At 48.6% G+C, this 23,035-nt stretch carries 25 protein-coding genes; 13 read left to right on the forward strand and 12 right to left on the reverse strand.

The window, feature by feature from the left end; all coding sequences use genetic code 11:
* Nucleotides 1–4: 4 nt before the first annotated feature.
* A complete protein-coding gene (locus J0A65_RS09210) occupies nucleotides 5–559 on the forward strand; it encodes a cohesin domain-containing protein (RefSeq protein WP_206594019.1) in 555 nt (184 codons plus the stop codon).
* A gap of 31 nt (nucleotides 560–590) precedes the next feature.
* Here J0A65_RS09210 and J0A65_RS09215 read toward each other — a convergent pair whose 3' ends face one another.
* Nucleotides 591–1,697, reverse strand: coding sequence for a DUF418 domain-containing protein (locus J0A65_RS09215; RefSeq protein WP_206593881.1), 1,107 nt, complete (start codon nucleotides 1,695–1,697; stop codon nucleotides 591–593).
* An 89-nt stretch (nucleotides 1,698–1,786) separates the two neighbouring features.
* Nucleotides 1,787–2,116: a hypothetical protein gene (locus tag J0A65_RS09220; protein ID WP_206593882.1), complete on the reverse strand. Its 330-nt coding sequence runs from the start codon at nucleotides 2,114–2,116 to the stop codon at nucleotides 1,787–1,789.
* Between the two features lie 299 nt (nucleotides 2,117–2,415).
* On the opposite strand from J0A65_RS09220, the gene J0A65_RS09225 reads away from it, so the two are divergent.
* The 3 genes from J0A65_RS09225 (at nucleotide 2,416) to J0A65_RS09235 (ending at nucleotide 6,444) form a co-directional block, all read left to right on the forward strand.
* Nucleotides 2,416–4,323, forward strand: coding sequence for a hypothetical protein (locus J0A65_RS09225; RefSeq protein WP_206593883.1), 1,908 nt, complete (start codon nucleotides 2,416–2,418; stop codon nucleotides 4,321–4,323).
* A gap of 67 nt (nucleotides 4,324–4,390) precedes the next feature.
* On the forward strand, nucleotides 4,391–5,668 hold the full coding sequence (locus J0A65_RS09230) for an O-acetylhomoserine aminocarboxypropyltransferase/cysteine synthase family protein (RefSeq protein WP_206593884.1): 1,278 nt from the start codon (nucleotides 4,391–4,393) through the stop codon (nucleotides 5,666–5,668).
* A 2-nt stretch (nucleotides 5,669–5,670) separates the two neighbouring features.
* Nucleotides 5,671–6,444 carry an alpha/beta fold hydrolase gene (locus J0A65_RS09235; protein WP_206593885.1) on the forward strand — a complete coding sequence of 258 codons (774 nt, stop codon included), beginning with the start codon at nucleotides 5,671–5,673 and terminating at the stop codon, nucleotides 6,442–6,444.
* Here the strand turns inward: J0A65_RS09235 and J0A65_RS09240 are convergent.
* Both J0A65_RS09240 and J0A65_RS09245 read right to left on the reverse strand, forming a co-directional pair.
* The gene (locus tag J0A65_RS09240; protein ID WP_206593886.1) at nucleotides 6,441–6,857 is read right to left on the reverse strand and encodes a hypothetical protein; all 417 of its coding nucleotides are present in this window, start codon (nucleotides 6,855–6,857) and stop codon (nucleotides 6,441–6,443) included. The genes J0A65_RS09235 and J0A65_RS09240 overlap by 4 nt on opposite strands.
* Before the next feature lie 6 nt (nucleotides 6,858–6,863).
* Nucleotides 6,864–7,385, reverse strand: a complete 522-nt coding sequence (locus tag J0A65_RS09245; protein ID WP_206593887.1) for a TetR/AcrR family transcriptional regulator — start codon at nucleotides 7,383–7,385, stop codon at nucleotides 6,864–6,866.
* 102 nt (nucleotides 7,386–7,487) lie between these two features.
* Between J0A65_RS09245 and J0A65_RS09250 the strand changes: the two genes are divergently transcribed.
* Genes J0A65_RS09250 through J0A65_RS09265 form a run of 4 tightly spaced genes read left to right on the forward strand, consistent with a single transcriptional unit; the run spans nucleotide 7,488 to nucleotide 9,231 of the window.
* Entirely contained in the window at nucleotides 7,488–7,709 is a 222-nt protein-coding gene (locus tag J0A65_RS09250; protein ID WP_206593888.1) for a hypothetical protein, read from the forward strand.
* A 23-nt stretch (nucleotides 7,710–7,732) separates the two neighbouring features.
* Nucleotides 7,733–8,197 carry a hypothetical protein gene (locus J0A65_RS09255; RefSeq protein WP_232849840.1) on the forward strand — a complete coding sequence of 155 codons (465 nt, stop codon included), beginning with the start codon at nucleotides 7,733–7,735 and terminating at the stop codon, nucleotides 8,195–8,197.
* 13 nt (nucleotides 8,198–8,210) lie between these two features.
* On the forward strand, nucleotides 8,211–8,696 hold the full coding sequence (locus J0A65_RS09260; RefSeq protein WP_206593889.1) for a hypothetical protein: 486 nt from the start codon (nucleotides 8,211–8,213) through the stop codon (nucleotides 8,694–8,696).
* Nucleotides 8,697–8,715: 19 nt separating this feature from the next.
* Complete coding sequence (locus tag J0A65_RS09265; protein WP_206593890.1) at nucleotides 8,716–9,231, forward strand: DUF2867 domain-containing protein; 516 nt, start codon at nucleotides 8,716–8,718, stop codon at nucleotides 9,229–9,231.
* Here J0A65_RS09265 and J0A65_RS09270 read toward each other — a convergent pair.
* Nucleotides 9,221–10,543 carry a LysM peptidoglycan-binding domain-containing protein gene (locus J0A65_RS09270; protein ID WP_206593891.1) on the reverse strand — a complete coding sequence of 441 codons (1,323 nt, stop codon included), beginning with the start codon at nucleotides 10,541–10,543 and terminating at the stop codon, nucleotides 9,221–9,223. The genes J0A65_RS09265 and J0A65_RS09270 overlap by 11 nt on opposite strands.
* 162 nt (nucleotides 10,544–10,705) lie before the next feature.
* Here J0A65_RS09270 and J0A65_RS09275 point away from each other — a divergent pair, with 162 nt between their 5' ends.
* The 3 genes from J0A65_RS09275 (at nucleotide 10,706) to J0A65_RS09285 (ending at nucleotide 13,829) form a co-directional block, all read left to right on the forward strand.
* On the forward strand, nucleotides 10,706–12,160 hold the full coding sequence (locus tag J0A65_RS09275; RefSeq protein WP_206593892.1) for an amidohydrolase family protein: 1,455 nt from the start codon (nucleotides 10,706–10,708) through the stop codon (nucleotides 12,158–12,160).
* A 27-nt stretch (nucleotides 12,161–12,187) separates the two neighbouring features.
* A complete protein-coding gene (locus J0A65_RS09280; RefSeq protein ID WP_206593893.1) occupies nucleotides 12,188–12,934 on the forward strand; it encodes an SDR family oxidoreductase in 747 nt (248 codons plus the stop codon).
* Nucleotides 12,935–13,085: 151 nt separating this feature from the next.
* Nucleotides 13,086–13,829 (forward strand): carbon-nitrogen hydrolase family protein, encoded by a 744-nt coding sequence (locus J0A65_RS09285; protein WP_206593894.1) that lies wholly within the window; start codon nucleotides 13,086–13,088, stop codon nucleotides 13,827–13,829.
* Nucleotides 13,830–14,049: 220 nt separating this feature from the next.
* Here J0A65_RS09285 and J0A65_RS09290 read toward each other — a convergent pair whose 3' ends face one another.
* On the reverse strand, nucleotides 14,050–14,709 hold the full coding sequence (locus tag J0A65_RS09290; RefSeq protein WP_206593895.1) for a Bax inhibitor-1/YccA family protein: 660 nt from the start codon (nucleotides 14,707–14,709) through the stop codon (nucleotides 14,050–14,052).
* Between the two features lie 9 nt (nucleotides 14,710–14,718).
* Nucleotides 14,719–15,093: a hypothetical protein gene (locus tag J0A65_RS09295; RefSeq protein WP_206593896.1), complete on the reverse strand. Its 375-nt coding sequence runs from the start codon at nucleotides 15,091–15,093 to the stop codon at nucleotides 14,719–14,721.
* Nucleotides 15,094–15,231: 138 nt separating this feature from the next.
* Here J0A65_RS09295 and J0A65_RS09300 point away from each other — a divergent pair, with 138 nt between their 5' ends.
* Nucleotides 15,232–16,125 (forward strand): LysR family transcriptional regulator, encoded by an 894-nt coding sequence (locus J0A65_RS09300; RefSeq protein ID WP_206593897.1) that lies wholly within the window; start codon nucleotides 15,232–15,234, stop codon nucleotides 16,123–16,125.
* A 58-nt stretch (nucleotides 16,126–16,183) separates the two neighbouring features.
* Here the strand turns inward: J0A65_RS09300 and J0A65_RS09305 are convergent, their stop codons facing one another.
* The 3 genes from J0A65_RS09305 to J0A65_RS09315 are packed head-to-tail and all read right to left on the reverse strand — an operon-like array spanning nucleotide 16,184 to nucleotide 17,384.
* Nucleotides 16,184–16,387, reverse strand: coding sequence for a 2-hydroxymuconate tautomerase family protein (locus J0A65_RS09305; protein ID WP_206593898.1), 204 nt, complete (start codon nucleotides 16,385–16,387; stop codon nucleotides 16,184–16,186).
* A gap of 2 nt (nucleotides 16,388–16,389) precedes the next feature.
* The gene (locus J0A65_RS09310) at nucleotides 16,390–16,782 is read right to left on the reverse strand and encodes a nuclear transport factor 2 family protein (RefSeq protein WP_206593899.1); all 393 of its coding nucleotides are present in this window, start codon (nucleotides 16,780–16,782) and stop codon (nucleotides 16,390–16,392) included.
* Nucleotides 16,782–17,384, reverse strand: coding sequence for a glutathione S-transferase family protein (locus J0A65_RS09315; RefSeq protein WP_206593900.1), 603 nt, complete (start codon nucleotides 17,382–17,384; stop codon nucleotides 16,782–16,784). Before J0A65_RS09315 ends, J0A65_RS09310 begins: the two co-directional genes overlap by 1 nt.
* A gap of 114 nt (nucleotides 17,385–17,498) precedes the next feature.
* Here J0A65_RS09315 and J0A65_RS09320 point away from each other — a divergent pair, with 114 nt between their 5' ends.
* Nucleotides 17,499–18,386: a LysR family transcriptional regulator gene (locus tag J0A65_RS09320; protein ID WP_206593901.1), complete on the forward strand. Its 888-nt coding sequence runs from the start codon at nucleotides 17,499–17,501 to the stop codon at nucleotides 18,384–18,386.
* Between the two features lie 33 nt (nucleotides 18,387–18,419).
* On the opposite strand, the gene J0A65_RS09325 is transcribed toward J0A65_RS09320, so the two are convergent.
* Complete coding sequence (locus J0A65_RS09325; RefSeq protein ID WP_206593902.1) at nucleotides 18,420–19,892, reverse strand: DUF3360 family protein; 1,473 nt, start codon at nucleotides 19,890–19,892, stop codon at nucleotides 18,420–18,422.
* A gap of 344 nt (nucleotides 19,893–20,236) precedes the next feature.
* Nucleotides 20,237–22,762, reverse strand: a complete 2,526-nt coding sequence (locus tag J0A65_RS09330; RefSeq protein WP_206593903.1) for a TIR domain-containing protein — start codon at nucleotides 22,760–22,762, stop codon at nucleotides 20,237–20,239.
* Nucleotides 22,763–23,035: the final 273 nt, after the last annotated feature.

Below are 23,035 nucleotides of genomic sequence, written 5' to 3' on the forward strand. Positions count from 1 at the left end.
AAAAATGAAAAAGTTAATTACCTTATTTGCATTACTGACAAGCATCAACCTACAAGCGGCCATCATTAACGTAGAAACTGATCAAGGCAACTACCAGGTGGGCGATGAGGTGACCGTTACAATCACAGGCCAGAATTTGGCGGAGATTACCGCTTTCCAGTTCGATTTGTTGTTTGACAATACCGCCTTTGCCTATATGTCAACCTTTAGCTCTGATCTGGGTGATGCGTTCTCCTGGCCTTGGATGCTGACCGACGAAGCCAATGCACTTGGGCGAGGTCTGGCATTTGTCGATTGGGACTTTATGGGTATCGGTACGGATGCTGTGCTGACCATTGCCAAGTTCAGTTTTACAGCAGTTAAGTCTGGCGTGTTTGGATTCGGTGTCGGTGGACCTGATGCGGTGTTTGGTGATCTGAACGGCCAGGACGTGCAGGCGAGTTTTGCATCGCTGTCCAGTGTCAATGTGGCCGACGCCAGTGCAGTGCCAGAGCCAAGTGCATTAGCGCTGATGTTACTGGCGCTGGTTGGTTGGGCCGGTGTTCGCCGCCGTGCTTAAAGTACTGCACTGAAAATAATGTAAACCCCGCTTAGGCGGGGTTTTTTGTGTTTGCCTTGGACAAGCTGCGCAACAATAGTCGGAACAACCATTCAAGTGGGCCTCGTTCAAACAAGCTCAGGCAGATGACACTGAGCACTATCGCAAACAGGCTGAATACACCTGCTGCCAGCAGCGCCATTTCAATAGTTTGATTACCCAGCATTCCTAGCGCTTCCAGAGTACCCATACCAAGGATGACATGAGCGACATACAAACTTAGCGCCATTTGTCCGGTTTTGATTAGAGGCGAACACAGGCGCGGTGCGCTATTGGCAACATATTGGCAAAGGCAGATAACAACCAGCGCGCTGCCACTGGCTGATAGCATGTACAAAGGCATGGGGGGGATCATATCGGTACTGACTAATATGCTTGCCTCGGCGAGCTCGACAGGATCGCTAATGACAGATGCCAGTAGCTGGCTACCCAGCCAGGACAAGCCTTCAGCAATAAGCCATAAACTCACGCCAAGTAGCAGCAATACTCTTTGGGTAGCAGGTTTGTACCACGACCTTCTGCCCAGCCACAACCCGAAGAGTAAAAATGCCAGCCACGGAATAACAGGGTGAAAACCGTTAAACAGAATACGCCGCCAAAGCCCATCCAGGCTCCACATATTATGATAGGTGAGGGTCGTCCAATCCCAGTGGCGGTCATAGTCCACCAGCAGCAACATCAAAGGAAATAGCAGCATCAGGGCAATGGCCAGTTGCAGCAGGCGCCGATCCGGGACGAAACAAACCAATGCGGCCAGCATAAAATAGCAGCCGTAGAAATGCAGAATATCCGCTGGCCAAATAGTGATATACGCCAGACCTATGCCAAGTAACAGCACACCCCGGGTGAAGATATCTGTTTGCACTTGTCTGCGCTGAGACAAGGACCCGTTTTGCTGCGCTTTAGCGCTGATTAGGGCAATGCCGATACCTGCCAGAATGACAAACAGCGCAGCTGCTCTGCCTTCCAATAGGCTGGTAAGATAAAGCCAATGAGCTTGGCCTTGTTCAGCTCCCATCACCAGTTTGAAGTTCACTATCACCATACCAAACAGGGCAAGGGCCCTGGCGAGGTCAAATCCCTGGTTTCTGCTTAGCATTTATCTCCTCCCTGTAAATTTTTGCTACAGATTAACGCTAGCCAACAGATTTGGCGGTAAATTAAATGTAAAACACTGTATGTTGATGCCTACTTTTTCCACTTTTCCTTGGATTTGAGAAGCCTTAAGTAAGCGATAGTGGGATATTGTGCCATTTGATTATTGATGGTGTCGTTTTTAACAAAATACCCAAAGGCGTTTTTAGAACTGACAGTCGTTTTGCTGAACTGGCTGAGATCATCCGGCAAACGTTTTATTTTAAAACTGTATATGGTTCTGACGTCTGATGAGGTAGGCCACCAGGCAGCCAGAGTCGCATTGAGATGATCCCAGTAGGTGGGCTCTGCCATGCACACGGCCACCACCCTATGTCCGTGAGCAAGTGCTTCACGTAATGCCTGAAAAACGGTTTGCTCCAAAGTGTAACTAACCGACTAGAAATATCCTGCTGTCATTTTCTTTAACTAAGGGCTTGCTATGCTTTAAGCACTCAAGGGGCTGGCTGTGTAATCTCATGGGGATCCTAAACGAGGGGCGAGAGTCAAACCTTCTGCGCTGTGGTGATGCCCTCAGGCTATTTCCATAATCTGCAATTTCATTGGCAAGCTATTGAATTTGCTAACGTAAATCGGTACTGTCGGGCAAACTGAAGCTCCGGCACAGTGTACCTTTCAATTAATGAGCCGGACGTACGGCTCTGTTTTCGCGAGACAGGACTATGGCATACGATTTTGGCGCCAATACGCTGGGGATAAAGAACCCCTTTAAGTTTGAAGGTTTCACCAAGTTAATCGGTGGAATACTTATCTGTATGCTGGCCATCGTGCCACTGTTGGGGATCAGTGAAGCGCTTAAACTGGACATGATTAAAGCCTGGTTGAATGCAGGTTTAGGTCTGGTGCTGTTGATATGGGGTTTGCAGCAGGCTGGTGTTGGTCTGTTTCAGATGTTTAAGTATTTTGTCGGCCGTTCGGTACCGACCTCATTGGCGCAAAACTTTAATCCCAGCGAGCGCGAAAATGCTCAGGAAGAACGTGCATTTACCGAGTACCGTGCCGAAGAGCTTGAATCCATGCTGATGGGGCGTAAAAACTCCACCTTTAAGGAGCCGCTGGGCTGGACCGCCAGGTTGATCCATACCTTACTGCCCAAGCTCATTTTTACCCCATACCCCATTCGCAACTTCGTACAGGAGTTAGGTGGCCTGGTGGTAACCAGTGTGATGGCGCTGGTGGTATTTGCCGTGGCTTACTTTGTTTCCGTATCAGGCCTGGTTGGTGAGGCCGGCATTTTGATTACGCCTGTGCTGTCAGTTTTGCTGCTGCTTTATCTGATTATGGCCTGGCGCAGCATGGCGGCATCTCTGGTATCCGCGCGTAACCGCAAGCTGCACAGTAAAAATGCCACCAGTATTGCCAAGCTGTTGGTGATCGCCATTGTCGTGCCTGTAGGCCTTGGCTATCTCTATTCGCAGTTTAACGCTTCTACCCGCGGCGATCTGAAGCTGTGGTTTGACAATGTGATTGTATTCAGTGCCTGGGGCAACCTGGCGCTGCTGTTTGTGGTGAGCCTGGCGGTGATTGCCGTATCTGCACTGATGATTAAAGAGCGTTTCGCCTTGGCTCAGCCCAAAACCGAAGTGGCGGAGTTCCGTGAGAATATGCAGGAGTCGGTGCACCCGAACGAAATCTTTATCAACATTGAAAATATTGTGTTGGCTAATCGCCGTTATAAAGAGATCCCCAACCGTATTTATCAGGGATTTGAGCCTGTATTGCAGGAGCAAAGCCAGGGCAAGGGCAACTTCAAAGGGCAACTTTTGATTGAAACGCAACCCGAAGTGCATGAAATGGACTACAGCGCGACCTTTAAGCGTTTCCGTTTGCTGTCCACCATAGTGGGGCAAGCTTTGTTAGTTGCCGCCGCAGTATTGTTTTATTTTCTGGTAGGCAGCGCGTACGACATTTATGCTTTTGCCAGCGAACGCATGGCGGGACTGGGTCGTATGTCAGACAGCCAGGCAATGGCGCTTTTGTCAGAGTTAGGCGCATTATCCTCTGCGGCAATTGTGTTGTTCTTCAGCTGGCAGACCCTATTGGCCGGTGGTCGTATTTTGGAACGTGGTACCCATTTGTTCTGGTCGGAAATGCAGTTTTCCAGCTTGCTGATGTGGATGAAAACCGAAGGCACCTACACGGAAAGTAAGATTTCCACAGGTATGGCGATTCATGACTCCACCCGTTCTGAGAACGTGGTGGTCAGAAGCTCCATTACCCCTTGGATTATTACCTCCAGGATCACTACCTCGACCTTTGCCACCAGTGGTACCCGCAATCTGGAAATGCCTCGCTACGTACTGAGCTTGTCCAGAAATAGCGAGGAGTTGGATACTATTGTCAGAGAAATCAAAGGCTTCCTGCGTGGCCGCGAAGCCATAGCCTCTATTACCAATGAAAAAGATTTGCACAATGCCGAGACCATTTATCAAGTCAATCAGGCATCCCGTGCACCCATGCTGGATAACGAACAACAACAAAAACTGGAAGAAGCGGGGGCTGCCAGGCGCATTGAAGAGGGCGCAGGGCAGGATGGTCAGGACGCTAACGACGTAGACAAACCAAACTAACCCGACAAGGCGGTACGAATAATTCGACCGCCTTTTATTTTTTTACCCTCTCTACAAGGAGTTGAGCATGAAGCTGGAATCCCTGGCGCTGCATCACGGCTATGAATCAGAGGCAACCACAAAAGCGGCTGCCGTACCTATTTATCAAACCACCTCATACACTTTTGACAGCACTCAGCATGGGGCTGATTTGTTCGATTTAAAAGTGCAGGGGAATATCTATACCCGCATTATGAATCCGACCACCGCGGTGCTGGAACAGCGCGTTGCGGCCATGGAAGGGGGCATTGGTGGTTTGGCACTGGCCTCAGGCATGGCGGCTATTACCTATGCCATACAGTGTTTGTGTGAGGTGGGCAGCAATATTGTCAGCACCAGCCAACTCTACGGTGGCACCTACAATCTGTTTGCCCATACCTTCCCGCGTCAGGGTATCGAAGTACGTATGTGCTCTCACGACGACTACCAGGCCTTTGAAGACGCCATTGACGAAAACACCAAAGCGCTGTTTTGTGAGTCTATCGGTAACCCGGCCGGTAACGTAGTGGATATACAGAAACTGGCTGAAATCGGCCTTCGTCATGGTGTGCCGCTGATTGTGGACAACACGGTGGCCACGCCATATTTGTGCCGTCCCATTGAGCAGGGTGCCGCTATTGTGGTGCATTCCCTGACCAAATACATTGGCGGGCACGGTGTGGCCGTGGGCGGCATCATTGTTGACTCAGGTAAGTTTGATTGGGCCGCCAACAAAGCGCGTTTCCCACTATTGAACCAACCAGACCCTTCTTATCACGGTGTGGTGTATACCGAAGCGCTGGGGCCGGCCGCTTACATTGGCCGTTGCCGCGTGGTGCCGCTGCGTAATACTGGTGCGGCCATTTCGCCTTTCAATGCTTTCCAAATTCTGCAGGGGCTGGAAACCCTGGGCCTGCGTATGGAGCGTCATTGTGACAACGCCATGCAACTGGCGCGTTATCTGTCTGATCATCCACAGGTATCCTGGGTTAACTATGCCGGTTTAAGCGACAGCCCATATCAGGCAAGCTGCCAGAAAATCACTGGGGGTAAAGCCTCTGGTATTCTGAGCTTCGGTATCAAAGGCGGTAAAGAAGCCGGTGGGCGTTTTATCGATGCACTGCAAATGATCCTGCGCCTGGTTAATATTGGTGATGCCAAGTCTCTGGCTTGTCACCCAGCCTCTACCACTCACCGCCAGTTGAATGACGAGGAACTGAAAAAGGCCGGGGTCAGTGCCGACCTTATCCGTATTTCAGTGGGGATCGAGCATATCGACGATATTATTGCCGATGTAGCCCAGGCACTGGATGCGGTGGGTAAATAGCAGTGAGTTATGCACAGAACCAGGCTGGCCGTTATTTGGAGGTTGACGGCTGCCGGATTTATTATGAGCTGGCAGGTAACCCGCAGGGTAAAGCCTTGCTTATATTGCACGGTGGTTTGGGATCCAGTCGGGAAATGGCCTGCCTGCAGGCCCATATTCCCGCTGACTACCAACTGATCTGCATGGACTTTCGTGGTCATGGTCGTTCCACCCTGGGGCAACAACCGCTGAGCTATGCCCGTTATCAACAGGACATAGAAGCTTTACTCAATCATCTTGGTGTTGAGCAATATTCGGTGCTGGGCTTTAGCGACGGCGGTATTGTGGCCTATCGTCTGGCTGCTTACCATCCCGGCAGGGTCGCGCGACTGATTGCTATCGGCGCGCAGTGGCGGCTTTTGCCAGACGATCCGTCAATTGAGATCCTTAAGGGCTTAAACGCGGATTTCTGGCGTCAACGCTTCGCAGGCGATGTAACCTGGTACCAAAGCGCTAACCCAGAACCTCACTTTGATTTGTTGGTGGACAGGGTCAAGGCGGTCTGGCTGGATAGCGCTGAATCCGGTTACCCCAATAAATTGGTGGAGCAGGTGAGCTGTCCGGTTCTGCAGATCCGCGGTGACAAGGATTTTTTGTTTTCGCTGCATGAAGCCTGCGCGTTGGCAGAGCGGCTGCAGCAGAGCGATTTGTGCAATGTACCCTTTGCCAGCCATGCCGTGCATCAGGAAGCGCAAGACATAGTGGGGCCTGTAGTAAAACGCTTTTTGCTTACTTAACCTATGTCGGCAGAGATTTTTTCGACCCTCACAGTACGACTAAACCAGTGTGTTTTAGGGTAGTCGATGGTCAAATTAAAACGTTCTTTTTGATTAAAAACCAGTTGGAACTGATTTGCCGTGGTTTCGCTGATACTGCTTAGTAGATAGTTGTTGAGAAAGGGCGTGAAACTATAAGTGCCAACCACTTTAAGTCTGTGACTTATCACAATCACCTCGTAGCCTTCCTCAAAGGGGCAATCCCAGTTAACCAGTAACAAATAGTAGTCTTTTAGCGCGAATTGCCCCTCGATTACATAGCCTGGAATGCGTATTCCCAGACTCTGCCCCTTGTAATACAGCACGGAGCTTAAAGGCCACTCATGGTAGTGGCCTTGATGCTGCTGCAGAGAGAATAAATTTATGGCTAACATCTTTGGTTACAGCGCTATTAAGGCCAGCTTATCACGCAGATTGTTGAGCATTGTTTGCTGATTTTGCTTGCCATGCAAACCGTCTAGCAGGGTCATAAAGTAGCAGTCCATCAGCAAATTGGCAGCAATGGCATTGTAGTGGCTGCGGGAAAACAGGGTATGTTTAAAGTCTTCCAGTTCCGCTTCCAGATCATCCCATTGCCAGATAAGTTCTCTGAATAGCTCGCGGCTGAGTTCTCTTTGTTCAAGGTAAAACTGATATAGGTGGCTGGCATAGTGCAGCAGTCTGTTTTTAGGGTTATCCAGTTTGTCAGTCTGACTGGCACATGCCAGGGTTTCATCCAGCTTATCCTGTAAACCTTCTTTCAATAAATCCAGCTTAGTGGGGAAGTGGGAGAACACAGTACCCGTTGCTACCTGTGCGGCTATGGCTATCTGCCTGGTGCTGGTTTGCGCATAGCCTTGGTCCGCAAAAAGCTGCCAGGCGGCAACCAAAATTTGCTTACGAGTTTGCTGCTTCTTGTCCATTTTTTCTTCCAGATTGCCGCCAGGTATTTTGCACATTCTAGTTGAAAATTGAGCGCGCTCAAAATATATTGTTGAGCGCGCTCAATTTTACAGGTAAAGATAATGAAAGAGTTTTGTGTACGTATACTGGGTTACATTCTGTTCCTGCCATTTCTATTCTTCTACAGTTACATTCTCGGGCATGCATTGAAGGCGGTGCTGGTGCCAGGAGGCCTGTTGTTGCTGTTTATAATTCAAGGTTGGAAAGACGGTGTTGTGCCTTTTATCGGTTGTATGAAAGGGCAGAAGTCTGGCGCAAATAGATTGATACAAACAAAACCTTGAGCAAGGTAACGAGAAACAACAGAATGAAAAGTATGAAGAATAATGGATTATTAATTACCGCTGGCGGTGCCAGCCTGGGTGCTGCCGTTACCCATCTGGCAGTGATAGCAGGAGGGCCCGACTGGTATCGATTTTTTGGTGCCGGCGAACAAATGGCGCAGATGGCGGAGCAAGGCAGCCTTTATCCTGCCTTACTGACCCTGGCCATCAGTGCCGTGCTAGGTATCTGGGGAGCCTATGCATTGAGTGCCGCAGGCCTGATTCGTCGGCTTCCCTTGCTGCGCACGGCCATGTGCTTAATCAGCTTCGTCTATCTGTTTCGGGGGCTGTATGGTCTGTTTATCGTGGCAGTAAATGACTATAAATTCTTTGAACAAGTACTAGAACGCCCGGTATTTATGCTGGTCAGTTCACTGATTTGCTCGGCCATTGGTGGCCTGTATAGCATTGGTCTGGCTAGGCAATGGCCATACTTGCGCGCAAACTAGAGGAATGTAGAGAATGGATATTCATCAGGACTGGCATCAAATCCGGCGGATTTTTGCTCAGAGTTTCAGCTCGTCTTCCCATTATGCCATCGCCAGTATTGGTGAGGATGGTCTACCCCATGTAACGCCGATTGGCTCCTTGATGCTGACCGAGCCTGGCAAGGGGATCTTCTTTGAAAAATTTACCCGTCAGTTACCGACTAATATCAGTCACAATGCCAGTATCTGTGTGCTGGCGGTTAACAGTGGCCGCTGGTTCTGGTTTAAGTCACTGCTAAGAGGTGGTTTTGACAACTGGCCCGCATTGAAGCTCAAAGGCGTGGCGGGTGAACGCAGAGAGGCCAGTGAAGAGGAATGCAAGCGCTGGTTTAAGCGGGTAAACGCCATGTCGTTTACTAAAGGTTATGATCTGATGTGGAAAGACATGTGTCAGGTCAGGGAGTTGCAATTTCATTCGGTGGAGCCGGTTAAAATTGGCGCCATGACGCGCGGCTTATAAAGCTGGGTAGGTTGTAGACATGCCCGATCTTCATGCTCTTCCGGAGCAAGCACTGATTCACGCAAAGCTTCCAGGCGCCTGGTTTGCTGACTGTCACAGCATTACTATTGTCTATTCTGGTCAGTCGGCGCTGGGTTTGTTCTTAAAACTGGCCAGCCAGACACCCGGCTGGGTAAACGCCTTAATGCTGATACGCAATAAACTGGTATCCCTGGTTGGGCTGAAGGATCTCGGCTTATTAAGCGAGCTGCAGAAAGGGCGGGCGGAGGCCGATTATCAGCCAGGTGATCGCGTGGGGATTTTCACGCTTTTGCACAACAGCCATAATGAAGTGCTGCTCACGGATCAGGATAAGCATCTGGATGTCATATTGTCCCTCCACATAAAAGTGGAAGGACAACAAGCCCGGCTGTTTGCCACAACGGTTGTAAATGTACATAACCGACTTGGGCGACTTTACATGTTACCCGTCAGACCCATTCATCGCCTGATCGTGCCACATTCACTCAAAACACTGGCGAACACTATTGCCTGATGACCAATATTTTGCCGGGAGCAATAAGGTCGTTGTCTAGATTATTCCAGCTTTTCAGCAGTTCTAACTTTACGCCGTGGCGACGAGCAATAGTCCATAAACTATCACCTTGCTGTACTTGATACTGCACGCTGCTGGCGAGGCTGGTTTCGGCCGACGCGGTGGCAGGAAGTGGCAGCATTAACGTCTTTCCGGCGCGTATTTGGTTAGTCTTAAGCTGATTCAAGAATTTAATGTCTTCTATTTTCAAGTCATAGCGTTTAGCTATCACGCTTAGGCTGTCGCCAGGTCGAATACGGTATTTAAGCCAGTTGTAGTCTTCCATGGGGGGGAGTTTATCCAATTGGCTGGCAAACAACGCTTGCTTGTCGGCGGGGATCAGTAAATGGTTAGCGCCTTTGGCCATGGCAGGAAAACGCTTGTGGCCAGGGTTCAGCTTGGCCAGCTGTTGATGGCTGATACCCGTCAAGCTGGCTACCACACTGAGATCCAAAGGTTGCGGTAATTCGACTAGCGTCACGGCTTGCTGGTTTTGAATGGGGGGGAAATGCATGCCATAAGACTCGGCATTCTTCAACAATGCTGCTGCGGCTAGCAACTTTGGAACGTAGCGGCGGGTTTCTCTGGGCAGATCCAGGGCAAAAAATTCTGTGGATTTACCCAGACGCTTATTCTTTTCAATGGCGCGGGCAACCCGGCCTTCACCGGCGTTGTAGGCGGCTAAAGCATGCAGCCAATTACCATCGAAACGCTGCTGTAAATAGTCGAAGAAGGCCAACGCGGCCTGAGTGGAGTCCACTACATCCAGGCGGCCGTCATACCACCAGTTAATATCAACATCGTTATGCTTGGCGATTAACGGCGTCAATTGCCACAAGCCACAGGCGCGCTCGCTGGAGCAAGCTTTAATATTAAAGTCGCTTTCAAACAGTGGGATCAGTGCCAGCTCAAGCGGGAATCCACGTTCTTCTACTTTCTCAACAATATGTAATAGGAAGGGGGCGGCACGTTGACTGATCACCTGCATATAGTTTGGATGCTGTAAGTACCAGTCAATACGTGCTTTTACTTTGGGGTGATGTGAAACCGGCATCTGCATTTGCATACGAATACGCTGCCAGACATCATCCACCTCTTGTGGAAGTGCAACGGCAATCTCTGGTTTTCTGCTAACGGGCGTTGGGCTCGGTTCTACAACGGCTGGCGCTGGGACATTGTTTTGCACCAGAGGCGCTTCTGGCGCCTGGGTGTTTTGGCAACCGGTCAGCAGCCAAGTTAGGCCACAGAAAAGGCTTAAGCGTTTGATTAACATGAAAAATTGCACCGCTTTAAAAAACGCGAAGGGCGGACTATAACATGGCTTTAATGTTTAACTGAATACTGAGGGCTTTGGCAATACCTGCTTACATCTGCTCATTTTCCCTGCTTTTGTTATTAAGGTTATGATGTTAATAACAAAAATATGGGAGAAATTATGTTTAAACGCGTTGTTGGCTTGTCTGCCTTGCTACCCTTTTCGGTTCTGTCGCAGTCCCTGCTGATTGAAAATGCCACGCTGATTTCTCCTGAGCAGGATCAGTCTAAACAGTCAGCCTATGTTCGCATTCGAGATGGTCGAATCACCCTGGTGTCTTTTTCGCCTTTAGCTGCGGAAGCTGGCGAGCAAAGACTGGATGCAACAGGCAAGTTTCTTATTCCTGGTTTGATGGACAGCCACGTGCATCTGTCGTTAATGCCGGGTTTACTGCCTAATGGTGAACCTCAGGCGTTGCAGAAGCAGTTTGAGATTCAGCAACCGCGAAGCTATCTGTACTTCGGCGTCACCCAACTGCTCGATCCTGCCCAGTCAGCTGAACAACTTAAGGTTTTTAAAAGCCAGCCACTGCATCCTGATATTTATCATTGCGGCGCTACGCCCATATTAGGTGGCTATCCAACTGTATTTACCGGGCCGGAACAGGCCAGCGAGATGTTCAGCTATATGATCATTCGGGCCGATACAGGAATACCTGTTCCTGAAGGGCTGGATCCAGCTGAGCACACACCAGAGGCGGTGGTAGCCAAGATGGCCAGTGAGGGCGCTAACTGCGTTAAAGTTTTTATCGAGGATGGCTTTGGTGAGCGTAGTGATTGGCCGAATATCAGCGCTGAGTTGCTGAGCAGAGTTAAACAGGCAGCCAAACAGCATGGTCTGCCGGTTCTGGCCCATGCCAATGCCATTGATATGCAAAAAATTGCGGTTGATGCCGGGCTGGATGTGATGGCGCATGGCATGTGGAACTGGAACCAATACCGACAAGCGCAACAAATGCCGGAAGCGATCAGTCAGGTGTTGGATAGGGTGTTGAAAACTGGCATGACCTATCAGGCAACCTTTAATGTGATGGATGGTCTTACCGCGACCATGCTGCCGGAAACACTGAGCGATCCTAACTATGCCAACGTGGTGCCGCGAGACATTCTGAGCTGGTATCAGACTGAACCGGCGCAGTGGTTTAAACAAGAGCTGTTAAGCGACTTTGGGGGTTTGCCGACTGAGCGTATTCGCCAGATTCAACAGAACACCATTGATAATGGCGAACGGGTTATCCAGTACTTGTATGAAAAAGGCCATCCTATGGTGCTTGCCTCAGACACACCCTCTTCGCCGACTTATGCCGCACAGCCCGGGCTTTCTACTTTTAATGAGCTCCAGCATATGCATAAAGTGGGCATTAGCCTGAAGGATATTCTGGCCGCGGCCACCATCAACAATGCTCGTGCCTTTGGGCTTGAGCAAGATTACGGCACCATCGAGCCGGGCAAAATGGCCAATTTACTGTTACTTAATAGTGATCCGCTGAAGAGTATTGAAGCATACGACAGCCTGGATAAAGTGATACTGCGTGGCGAAGTCATAGACAGGCAAAGCTTGGCGGCGTCACAATAACCAATTGGCAACAAACAGGAGCAGGGTTTGCGACCTATTGCATTAATTACCGGCGCTAGTCGCGGAATTGGGGCGGCTACCGCCAGAGTACTGGCTGGGCAGGGCTATGATCTTTGCCTCAACTACCGAAAAGAGACTGCCCTGGCTGAAGCCCTGGCAACCGAGCTGCGGGGTATGGGCGCTCGGGTTTTAACAGTGCAGGCCGATGTGGCTGACGAGGCGCAGGTTGTGGCAATGTTTGGGCAAATTGACCAACAGTTAGGCCCCATCAGTGCGCTGGTCAATAACGTCGGTGTGCTTAAAACCCAAAGTAAACTGGTGGATATGGATGCGGCTCGTATCAATCATATTCTAAGCACAAACGTAACCAGCGCCTTTATATGCTGTCGTGAAGCGGTTAAACGTATGTCCAGCGAGTTTGGCGGAAAAGGCGGTGCTATCGTCAACGTGTCATCAGCCGCCTCAAAATACGGTTCACCCAACGAATACGTGGATTATGCTGCCAGTAAAGGTGCCATGGACACACTCACTGTGGGGCTGGCCGCAGAGGTGGCGGGGCAGGGGATCCGAGTGAATGCAGTGAGACCCGGGTTTATCGATACCGATATTCACGCCGATGGCGGCGAGCCAAACCGTCTTGAGCGGCTAAAAAATGCCATTCCATTAAAGCGTGGTGGACAGGCCATTGAAGTGGCCGAGGTGATTGCATTTTTGCTGGGCGAAGGGGCTTCTTATATGACCGGCAGTTTGCTGGATGTGGCAGGCGGGCGATAAGCTCATTTGGTAAGTAACGAATATATTTACTGCCAATTATGGCTATTTACCTCCTACATTAATCGGGGCTGCTTTAGCTGAGTAATGTCGTGTTTTGAGACTAAGTAGTCTTTATTGAAATTATGTATAAACAGTCTTTTTAAGGAAAACTATGCGTTCTTCAATCCGCATCAGTCTGGCGCAAATCAGCAGTCGGCGCGGGCAGATTGCGGCAAATATGCAAAGCCACCTGCAGGCCATTGAGTTAGCAGCGCAGCATCACGCAGATATCTTAGTGTTTCCAGAGTTGTCCTTGTCTGGCTATGAACTGGATTTAGCCGCTGAGCTGGCACAACAGCAGGCTCACTGCGAAGCCGTGCTGTCTCAGGCCGCCAAAAAGCACAATGTACTAGTGATTGCCGGTTACCCGCTGCCGGGTGAAGATGGTAAGGCTTATATAGGTGCGTTGCTGTGTTTCCCGGATGGAAAGGTCGTTATCTACCGTAAGCAGTATTTGCATGCTGGAGAAGGGCAATATTGTTTAGCCGGGGATTCGCCCTGCTATTTTGATATCAAGGGAAATAAAGTGGCGCTGGCTATTTGTGCTGATTTTGCCAATCCCCGTCATGCTGCGCATGCCAGAATGGCTGATGTTGATATTTATCTGGCGAGTGCCTTGATAACGGCAGGCGGCTACCAAGCCGACAGTCAAATTTTGGCAACTATTGCTAAACAGGGGCAATGCCCGGTGTTACTGGCGAATTTTGTGGGTGAAACCGGCGGCTGGCAGGCTTGTGGGCAAAGCGCCATCTGGAACAGCCAAGGGAAACAGGTTTTTGCCGCCGCTGATAGTGCGTGTCTGGTGCTATGTGATACACGTGATGGACAGACAGAAGCCAGGCTCGTGCCTATTTGATGCGAGCGCAGGGAAGGGGCAGATAAGTGGGGGATGTTATGCGGAGCGGCATATAGGCAGTGATAATCGCGATTGGGCCAAGGCCTCTGAGATTTACACAGGTTATTTTCAACCAACTCTGCGCCCGCAGTGCCTTTGCCGCAGCATAAAAAAGCCCCGCAAAAAAATGCGGGGCAAACTGACGATTGGGAAGTGTCATAACAAGATAGCTTTGCTTGGGCTACTCGGATTGCATAAAGCCCAACAACTGCAGCAGACTGGTGAACAGGTTGAATATGGCCACATACAAAGAGACCGTGGCCATAATGTAGTTGGTTTCACCCCCATGCAGGATATTGCTGGTTTCGTACAGGATAAGGCCCGACATCAGCAGCACAAACAGAGCCGACACGGCCAGTGACAAGGCCGGAATGTCAAACAGCAGCGCGCCAATACCTGCAAGAAAGGCCACTAATATTCCTACAAACAGTGAACTGCCGAGGAACGAGAAGTTTTTGCGGGTGGTCAGCACATAAGCCGACAGCCCGGCAAAAATCGCCCCGGTGGCAAGCAGTGCCTGGCCAACAACCGCAGGGGCGCCAGCCCAGTAACTGCCAAGCAAAGGGCCCAGGGTGTAACCCATAAAACCGGTGAGGGCGAATACACTGACCAGGCCCCAGCCGCTATTGCGGGTTTTTACGGTTAAAAACAACAGACCAAAATAGCCAGCCAGGGTGACTAGCAGGCCCGGATGAGCAACGTTATTGACCATGCTGAACATAGCCACGCCAGCGCTGAACAGTACGGTAAGAGACAGCAGCGCATAGGTGTTGCGCAGTACCTTGTGCGAAACGGATTGGCTACTCTGAGCCGATTGTAAAATGGCGGTATGCTGAGTCATAACACTCTCCTAATTGGACGCAATGATAGCCGGGCTACAAGTTATGTCGGTCAGTGCCTGGCGCGCAGGACGACGGTCAAACTGACGGGCACGTGACAATTTTCGTTTCAATACCATACTTGTCCGCAGGACAGCCTGAGCAATGGCCTGTGTGATGGATGCACGTCTTTCCACCACCAGAATGCTGGGCATGCCATGCATATCAACTTTAAGCTGGCATTGCTTATCGTTACCGCCCTTGGGGCCATTCACATCGGTGATTGATACCTGGATCCGGCGTATTTTCCCCGACAGTTTGGACAAGCCCTTGGCTATCCTGTTACTCAGGGTACGGCGAAGCCGCTTATTAAGATTAAGATTTGACGCGTTGATGATGAGCTGCATAGTCACCTCCAAAAGTGGTTTACGCCTTAGAACGCCAATATGGTCGTCTTGGTCCGTTCCCTTTTGAGTTATAGAGCAGTTTTAATAACAAATAAATTCGAATATATTTGATTTTTAATCAGTTAAAACCTGATAACAATGCAGCTTAACTACCACCATCTTCATTATTTTTACATTATCGCCCGGGAAGGCAGTATCGCCCGCGCGGCGCAATGCCTTAATGTTACCCCACAGACGGTCAGCGGGCAGCTCACCACCTTTGAGCATCAGTTAGGTGGTTTGCTGTTTGAACGAAAGGGTAAACGACTGGTGCTCAATGCCAGGGGCAAAACCGCGTATCAGTATGCGGAGGAAATCTTTAGTCTGGGCGAAGAACTGCAGGGCCAATTACGTTTAAAAAGCCCTGGCACCCTCAATCGCATTACGCTGGCGGTCACCGATGTCATTCCTAAAATTCTGGCATTCGACTTGGTGAAACCCTTGTTCGCCGCGCTGGACAGCACGCGGCTGATTTACCGCGAAGGTGAGCTGGACAGTCTGCTGGCCCAACTGGCGCTAAACCGGGTTGACCTGATATTAGCAGACCGGCCGCTACCGCCAGGTGCCAATGTTAAAGCCTTTAGCCATTTTCTGGGGGAGAGCCCCTTGTGTTTCTTTGCTAAAGCGCAAAGCCCCTATGCCAGGCAGCCATTCCCTGCATGCCTGGAAGGCGCACCTTTGCTGTTATCCGGTGACAAATCCACCATGCGTATCAGTGTTATGGCCTATCTTGAGAATCAGGGAGTCAGGCCTAAAGTGCTGGCTGAAATCGACGATAGCGCGGTACTTAAATTGTTGGGCCAGCAAGGTTATGGGGTGTTCTGTGCTCCGGCTTGTATTGCCGGGCATGTTTGCGCGCAGCATCAGGTTAGTCAGATTGGGGTAGCAGGTAATATTACCGAGCGCTACTACCTGATTACCCCGGAGCGCAAAATTCAAAGTCCACAAGCTCAGCAGATCGCTTTATCTGCAGCTCGCTTTTTTGCTATTTAGCTTGGTTATTGCCGCGCCTGATGTCGGACAGATGTCCGACATACATAACCGTGGCAAATTAGCTGTCGGCCTGGCGCAGTTCAGTCACACTTTGATAACCGATACCCCAATTGTCGGTATTAACCTCTTCAATTAGCACAAAGGTGGTGTTGGGGTTTTTATTCAGCACCTTGACCAACAGCTCAGTCGTCCCTTTAATCAGTTGGCGTTTTTGCTCGCTGGTTACCCCTTCATCGGTAATCTTGATATTAACGTAAGGCATGGTCACTCCTTGTCGTGATATGAGGTAAACGGGTTATCGGCGTACTGTTTAGCCACAATGCGCCAGGTACCTTGCTCCTTTAAGAGGCCGAGATAATCAATAAATTGGCGTCCCAGCAGAGGGCAACTGACTTTGGCCATGGCTTGTTCGCCGCAAAGCTCAATGGCCAAAATCTGATAGTCAAAGGGATGCCCTAATTCACGAGGAACCGGCCGACTGACAACCAGTTCCAGCCACTGCGCTTTGCTGCGGCGCACGCCGGGCGCATATAACCTGGCGTCGGCATCAAAAATGCGTTCCAGTAGCTTGATGTCGGCATTATGCAAACCTTCGAAGTACTGCATCAAAAGGGCTTCGACTTGTTGCCACTCAGACATATGTTGGTCGTTCACCATCAGGCTGCCTGCTGCTCGGCGGCAACAGAGGCCTGGTAGCTGGGAAGAGCACGGATCCGGTCGATCATTGCCTGGCTGCGCGGGCCCAGTTCAATGCTAACCGGGAAGTACTGGCCCCAGCTCTCATACACGGCCAGTAAAATGTCTGCCGCTGACGGACGATAACCACCCAGATAAGGCTGGTTGGCTAATTTTGTTTCTACCCGATTCCAGAGTTTATTGATTTGTTCTGCTGCGGCGTTCAGTGCCTGGGTTTTCGCCTCGCCATCGGGGAGTGCTGAACCAATAAAGAACAATTTGCTGTAGGCCGGATGCACAGTGGCATTGGCAAAAAGCAGGTCCTCTATGGCCTGCTGGCGCGCATCACCAGCCAGGGGCAGTAGCTCGTTAGGGTGCTTATTGAGAAGGTAGAGAATAATCGCAGCGCCTTCGGTCAGAATTTTGTTATCCACCCCCAGAGCCGGGACGGCACCCAGAGGATTCACCTGCTGATAATCAGCCAGTCTGGCTTTGCTCACCAACACCACTGGCAAATTCAGTTCACGTAAAATAACTTGGGTGGCGAGCGAGCAAGCCCCTTGAGAAAAATACAATGTGTACATAGCAAACTCCTTGGTTGTGAATTCCTGCATGTGGGAACGGCTTCACTATAGGACTGTGTATTGAATTGATATATGGCTACAATGTGATAACTCTTTTTCCTGTATGGAAACAATATGGATAAGTTAAAGGCCATGCAGCTTTTTGTGCGCGTGGCAGAGCTGGGCAGTTTTTCGCGGGTCGCGGAACAAAGTGCCAGCAGTAAGTCCATGATAAGCAAGCAAATCAGTAGCCTGGAGGACAGTTTGGGAGCGAGGTTATTGCAGCGCTCCACCCGCCGTTTGCAGCTAACCCAGCTAGGGGAAGATTATCTTGTGCGCTGCCGGGAGATTCTGCGCCAAGTGGAAGACAGCGAAGCTCATATTCAGGAGCAGCAGCAAGAGCCTAAAGGCCGCCTGCGCATCAATGCGGCGATGGCCTTGGGGTTAACTGCATTGGCCCCGGCATTTGCCGAGTTTATGCGCCGCTACCCGCATATAGAGCTGGATATCCAGTTCAGTGACCAGGCGCAGGATCTGCTCGAACATAACTTTGACCTGGGCCTTAGGGTAGCCAGTCAGGCCTTCGACTCTAGTTACGTTGGTAAAACTATTACCCAATTCAGTTACAGCATTTGTGCTGCCCCTGCGTATCTTGCCGCTCATCCCCCCATCCTTAAGCCGGATGACTTGAGCCACCACCAATGCTTTGAATACAGTTATTTTCGGCATAAAAATCACTGGCCGGTGGGGGCTGACGGTGTGGCTATCAGTGGCAATATGAAGGCCAACAGCTCGGTGTTTTTGCTGGATATGATCAAGCAGGGTATGGGCGTAGGCTTTATTCCCCGCTTTATCAGTTACCCGGCTTTGCAAAGTGGTGAGGTGGTAGAGATTTTAACCGAGGCGCCTAAACCCCTGATGACACTTTATGCGTTGTACCCGGTGAGACACTTTACGCCGCCCCGGCTACAGCGCTTTATTAAATTTTTGCAGGATTGGTTTGCACAGCACCCTTATCTTTAATGCGCAGGCCGCTAAGCCCGCGCATCAGTAAAACTAAGGGTGAGCAAAAGATGCCAGAAGCGGCGGAATACCCGGAAACATGCCAATGGCGGCCATCACGGCGCAAAGCACAGCAAAGGTAATACCCGGAATAATCCAACGTCCGGCGTGGCCGAGCTCTTTGCCTCTTTCTTTACAGCCAATCAGGCCCAAATTATCCAGCAGCACCGTGAGTGACCAGCCGAATACCGGGTTAACCAGCGCCGATGAGAAAATCACGATACCGGCCGATTGGGTAGTTTTACCTTCTCGGGTCATTTGCATACCGGCTTCCAGCAAGGGCAAGAATACCCCAACAATCAGCGCAACACTTAGTACCGGTGGCCATACGGCCAGATCCATGGGGTAACCCCACAGCGCAGCAACAATACAGAGTAGGCCGGTTAAAATGGCACCGCCAGGGATAGGGCGACGGGCAATGGCGGCCGGCACTATGTAGGTTCCCCAGGATGAGGCCAGATTACCACCGCCTAAGGTACTGCCGACAATTTGTCTGGTCGAAGCTGACAGCATAGTATCGTCAATATTCATCAGTACTTTGTCGGTTTTTTTCGGATAGCTCAATTGCTGGAATACCCGGTGGCCAAGAAAATCCGGAGACCACATGGCTACCGCCAGCACCGCAAAAGGGGCCACCGCAATAAAGCTTTGTAGATCAGGTAAGCCTAATTGCCAGCCCGTATCTTCTCCCCACCAGTAGGCAGGAGACAGATTAGGAATGCTGGGGCTGGTGGTGAACTCAAAAGGTGCGCCTAAGGCAAAGGCAATTACCGCCGCCAAGCAAGCGCCCAGTGGAATGGCCAGCCAGCGCATTTTGATATGTTCAAGCCAGGCGTACATTAATATGGTGCACAGGATCACCACAAAGGCGATATAGGCCATATCGAAGCTTTCGGCCCAGCTGTATAGCTTGGTGATTTGCGCGGTAATGCCAATAAAACCGAGGTACAGCAGCAGCCCACCACATACCCCGTTACTGGTTAACCTGGCCAGCAAACTGCCGCCCTTGGTTATACCGAGAATAAAACCGAACACCCCAATCAGGATCCCCAGCGCCATGGGATGGCCACCAGAGGCAACAATCAAGGGGATCAAAGGGATCAGTGGGCCATGGGTGCCTGCCAAGTTAGCATTAGGGTTTAGAAAGCCGGATATCAGTACCACAAACAAAATCGCGGCAATCAGCATTTCAAAACGGGCATTCTCAATCACAAATTCCTGCGATAAGCCCAGTGGCCCGGCAAATGCCCCCACCACGGCCGCCACCATAACAATTTTGCCTATAGTCGCGGCCATGGCTGGCACTAAATCTTCAAATTCGAATCGGTAGTCGCGAAAGGGCAGATTGGGCCGCCAGCGACGCGGCGCCATAATTTGCAGTTCATGTTCCAGGTAGTCGCCGCGGGAAGAAAATGTACTGCTGGGTTTATGCCTTGATTGGTAAGACGTACTGCTGCTATCCGTCATGAAAGCATGCCCTCTGAGAAAAAGAAGGCAGTCTAGAAAGTGACGCCGACCAGAACAATCAGACCTTCGGTGTAGGTAGACCAATTACCTTGGTTGTATCGGGGGAGTTTGGATTTATGCGACTCGTTGATTGGATCAGTATCGTAGTTGCAGCAAAGAGCGAAAACCTGACCATCACCATCGCGTAGGCGGTGGTCTGCTTCAGACAAATAGCGGACACTCGGAATTGAGCTTTTCGAATTTCCGATTAGTGCGAGTGCCGTAACCAAGGACTTTGTTTGTTATTTCGGACTCACGCCCAGAGCGGACTAATTAATATACTTATTTTTAGCACATTGATTTAACTAACCTTTGCCTGCTTTCTTCATATCCATCCATCGCTGTCCTTGCACAGATATACAAAGTAGTTCAGACAGCTGTTGCTTTTCTTTATAATCAACTGGAAACAAATATATGTGTTGAATTATCATTTCTTTCAAAATTCGCAAGCAGACCTCATTTCCATGAAGGCTTTTTACACACTCTGATATCTGATCTATATCAATAGATTTATTGAACTGAAGTTCAATGGCTTGTCTTATGAGGTTAAACGCTGGAGTACCAGCACGCTTATCTACTTGTCTGTATACCTCTAAAGCATCTTTAGAGCCAATCGAAGACGCAATTTTTCGTGTAAAAGCATTAATAACTCCGTAAGTTAAATGCAGATATACGTTCTCAGCTTCTTTTTCTATTTCCTTATTGGACAAATTTGGGTGCTCTGCTAACTGTGCAGATATTAGCTTCAAGATTTCATTTTTTGCAGCATCGTTTATTTTAATAAAATAATCTAAAAAACGTAGCCCAGCACTGGCACTGACTTTCGCTAAATCTTCCATCGCTTGTCTTGTGAGCGTAGCGTGTCTATTTCTTATTATCTGTCCAGCGACCTCCATCCCTTTGAATGTTTTATTTATGCTTGCCAGAATGTCCAGTGGTTCAGATTCCTCGATTTCCGTACTTCTTTCAATTCGGTCAAGGTTCTCATTTTGTTCATCTCGTTCTTTTTGAATTTCTCGCTGTTCAACTATGAGTTCTGGAATAGACTTCATAAAGTCGTCCATAAAAGAGAGTTGTTTTTTATCAAGCCTCGCCTCATCCTGTTGCTCAAAAAGCGTTTGTAGAACTGTTTTAATGTTTTTTAAGACCCAAGGCTCTTTAGTATGGTGAGTAATAAAGATTAGTATGTTGGCAAAGTCTTCACGGTGGAGTTTTTTTAATAGCTCTTCAAATTGGTCTCTAGTCTCTAAATTTTCGCTATACGACTCTGCTATTTTTTTTCCAACAAAGAAGTAATAAATATAAGGGTACTTAAAACCAACTGTGAGACCGTTATCTCTTAAAACTGCATGTTCGATGAGCTTTTTTAAAACTTTTTCTCTTTTGACGGGTAAATAAACTTCGTTATATTTTTTAAAAAAAATATCAATTTGGGATAAATTCAGTTCTTCTTGGCTAGTAAATATTTTCCACGCCAACTCGGTAAGCACATTCAAATACTTGTCAAAGTCTTGTTTACTAATATTAGCATTGTCAAATGATTGATAGATGAGTTGCTGATAGCAGTGTCCGAAAGAAGTTAGTTCCAAATCAAGTTTAGAATTGGCTTCAAACATTTGTAGAAGCATCAATACATAGATTGGTTTTGGTGGTACTATATTTTTTTTAATTACAGTGTTGAGATTATTCTTTAATTCGTCACATTTTGAATAAAGTTCTTTTTCTTCAATGCTCTCTTCCACGCCTAACGAAATCCATTTTTGTATAAGTTCTTCTCTTTTTTTATTGCCTAATCCTAATAATTCAACTCGTTCATGTTCATCAAGAGACGGAATATCTCCACTGATATAACTATACGAACTATGGCACGTCACAAATGTGAATTGAGTTATTTTGTTTAATTGATCTAAAAATGCAGATTTGAATTTTTTATTAAGCCCAATTTCATCAATATTATCTACTAGCACCATAATTTCTTTGTGACTTAGAAAAGTATCGTAATCTAAGTTTACATATTGAGACCCCAAACGCTTCTTTATTTCTTCTTCAACCGATGCTTTTTTAACTTCAGGTGCGTTTATGTAAACGGGCAAGTAACCTTTCTTAAGTGAACTGCGATATATATACTTGAGTAAAGACGTTTTTCCCTGTTGTTCTTCACCTGAAATAAGATAGTGGCCCATATGGTTTAACATATAGTTTGCACTTTTAATATTGACTAGGTCATTCGTGCTCTCAAGTTCGACATCAGGTACAACGAATATACCTTCCAGCAGCACTCTATCTACTCTTCTATGAGTCAAGACAATCTCAGTATCTGATAACCATTCTAGGTTTTCTTGTGAAGGTCCTGTTAACACCTCAATTCCGGTTTGTATTTCCAGTTTAGGTTTGAATTCATTGATATGTTTTTTAATCGATTGTACGACGTTTAACCAAGCCTCATCGCGATCTTCCCATCTTGTTATTGGTTTAGCATCCTTAGGTGCAGCTTGGAATTTTGAAAACTCACAGTCTTCCCAATCACAAGGTCGCACCACAATTGAAATAATCTGCGCTGTACCTTCTTTTTGTCGCTCCATAGCTCTTTTGACTTCAACGTCAAAACAGTATTCTGACGCTAAAAAGCTCGGGCTTACAAGAAAGATAATAATATCAGCAGACTCTAAATTCTGGTCAATCTCGTTCTTCCAATCATCGCTGACATGAATCTTCCTATCATGCCAACATTCAATTACACCGTTTCTTTGCATCATCGATAAATGATCACCGAAATCTTCTCTGTGATCTTCGTCACGATGTGAATAACTGATGAAAACCTTTTTACTCATCGTATTTCCTTAAACGAGATTTTGCATTTATCCGTCAATAATTGCTTAACTAGTATGTTTTACTTTTTTTAATCAGTAAGTTGTTGCTGAAGTATTTTAATTTTTGATTTGCAAAATCACTTATAATGCTCATTAGGGTATATTCAAAAATCACAAGAAGGACAACTTTGATTCTGTTTAAATATTTACAGTATCTAATCACAACACTTGTATGATGTTCCTTCGATTTCATAACCACCCAATTTGCCGTTGAGCTCACCTTTTCACACTCAC

The sequence above is a fragment of the Bowmanella yangjiangensis genome (assembly GCF_017255015.1).
GTDB lineage: Bacteria > Pseudomonadota > Gammaproteobacteria > Enterobacterales > Alteromonadaceae > Bowmanella > Bowmanella yangjiangensis.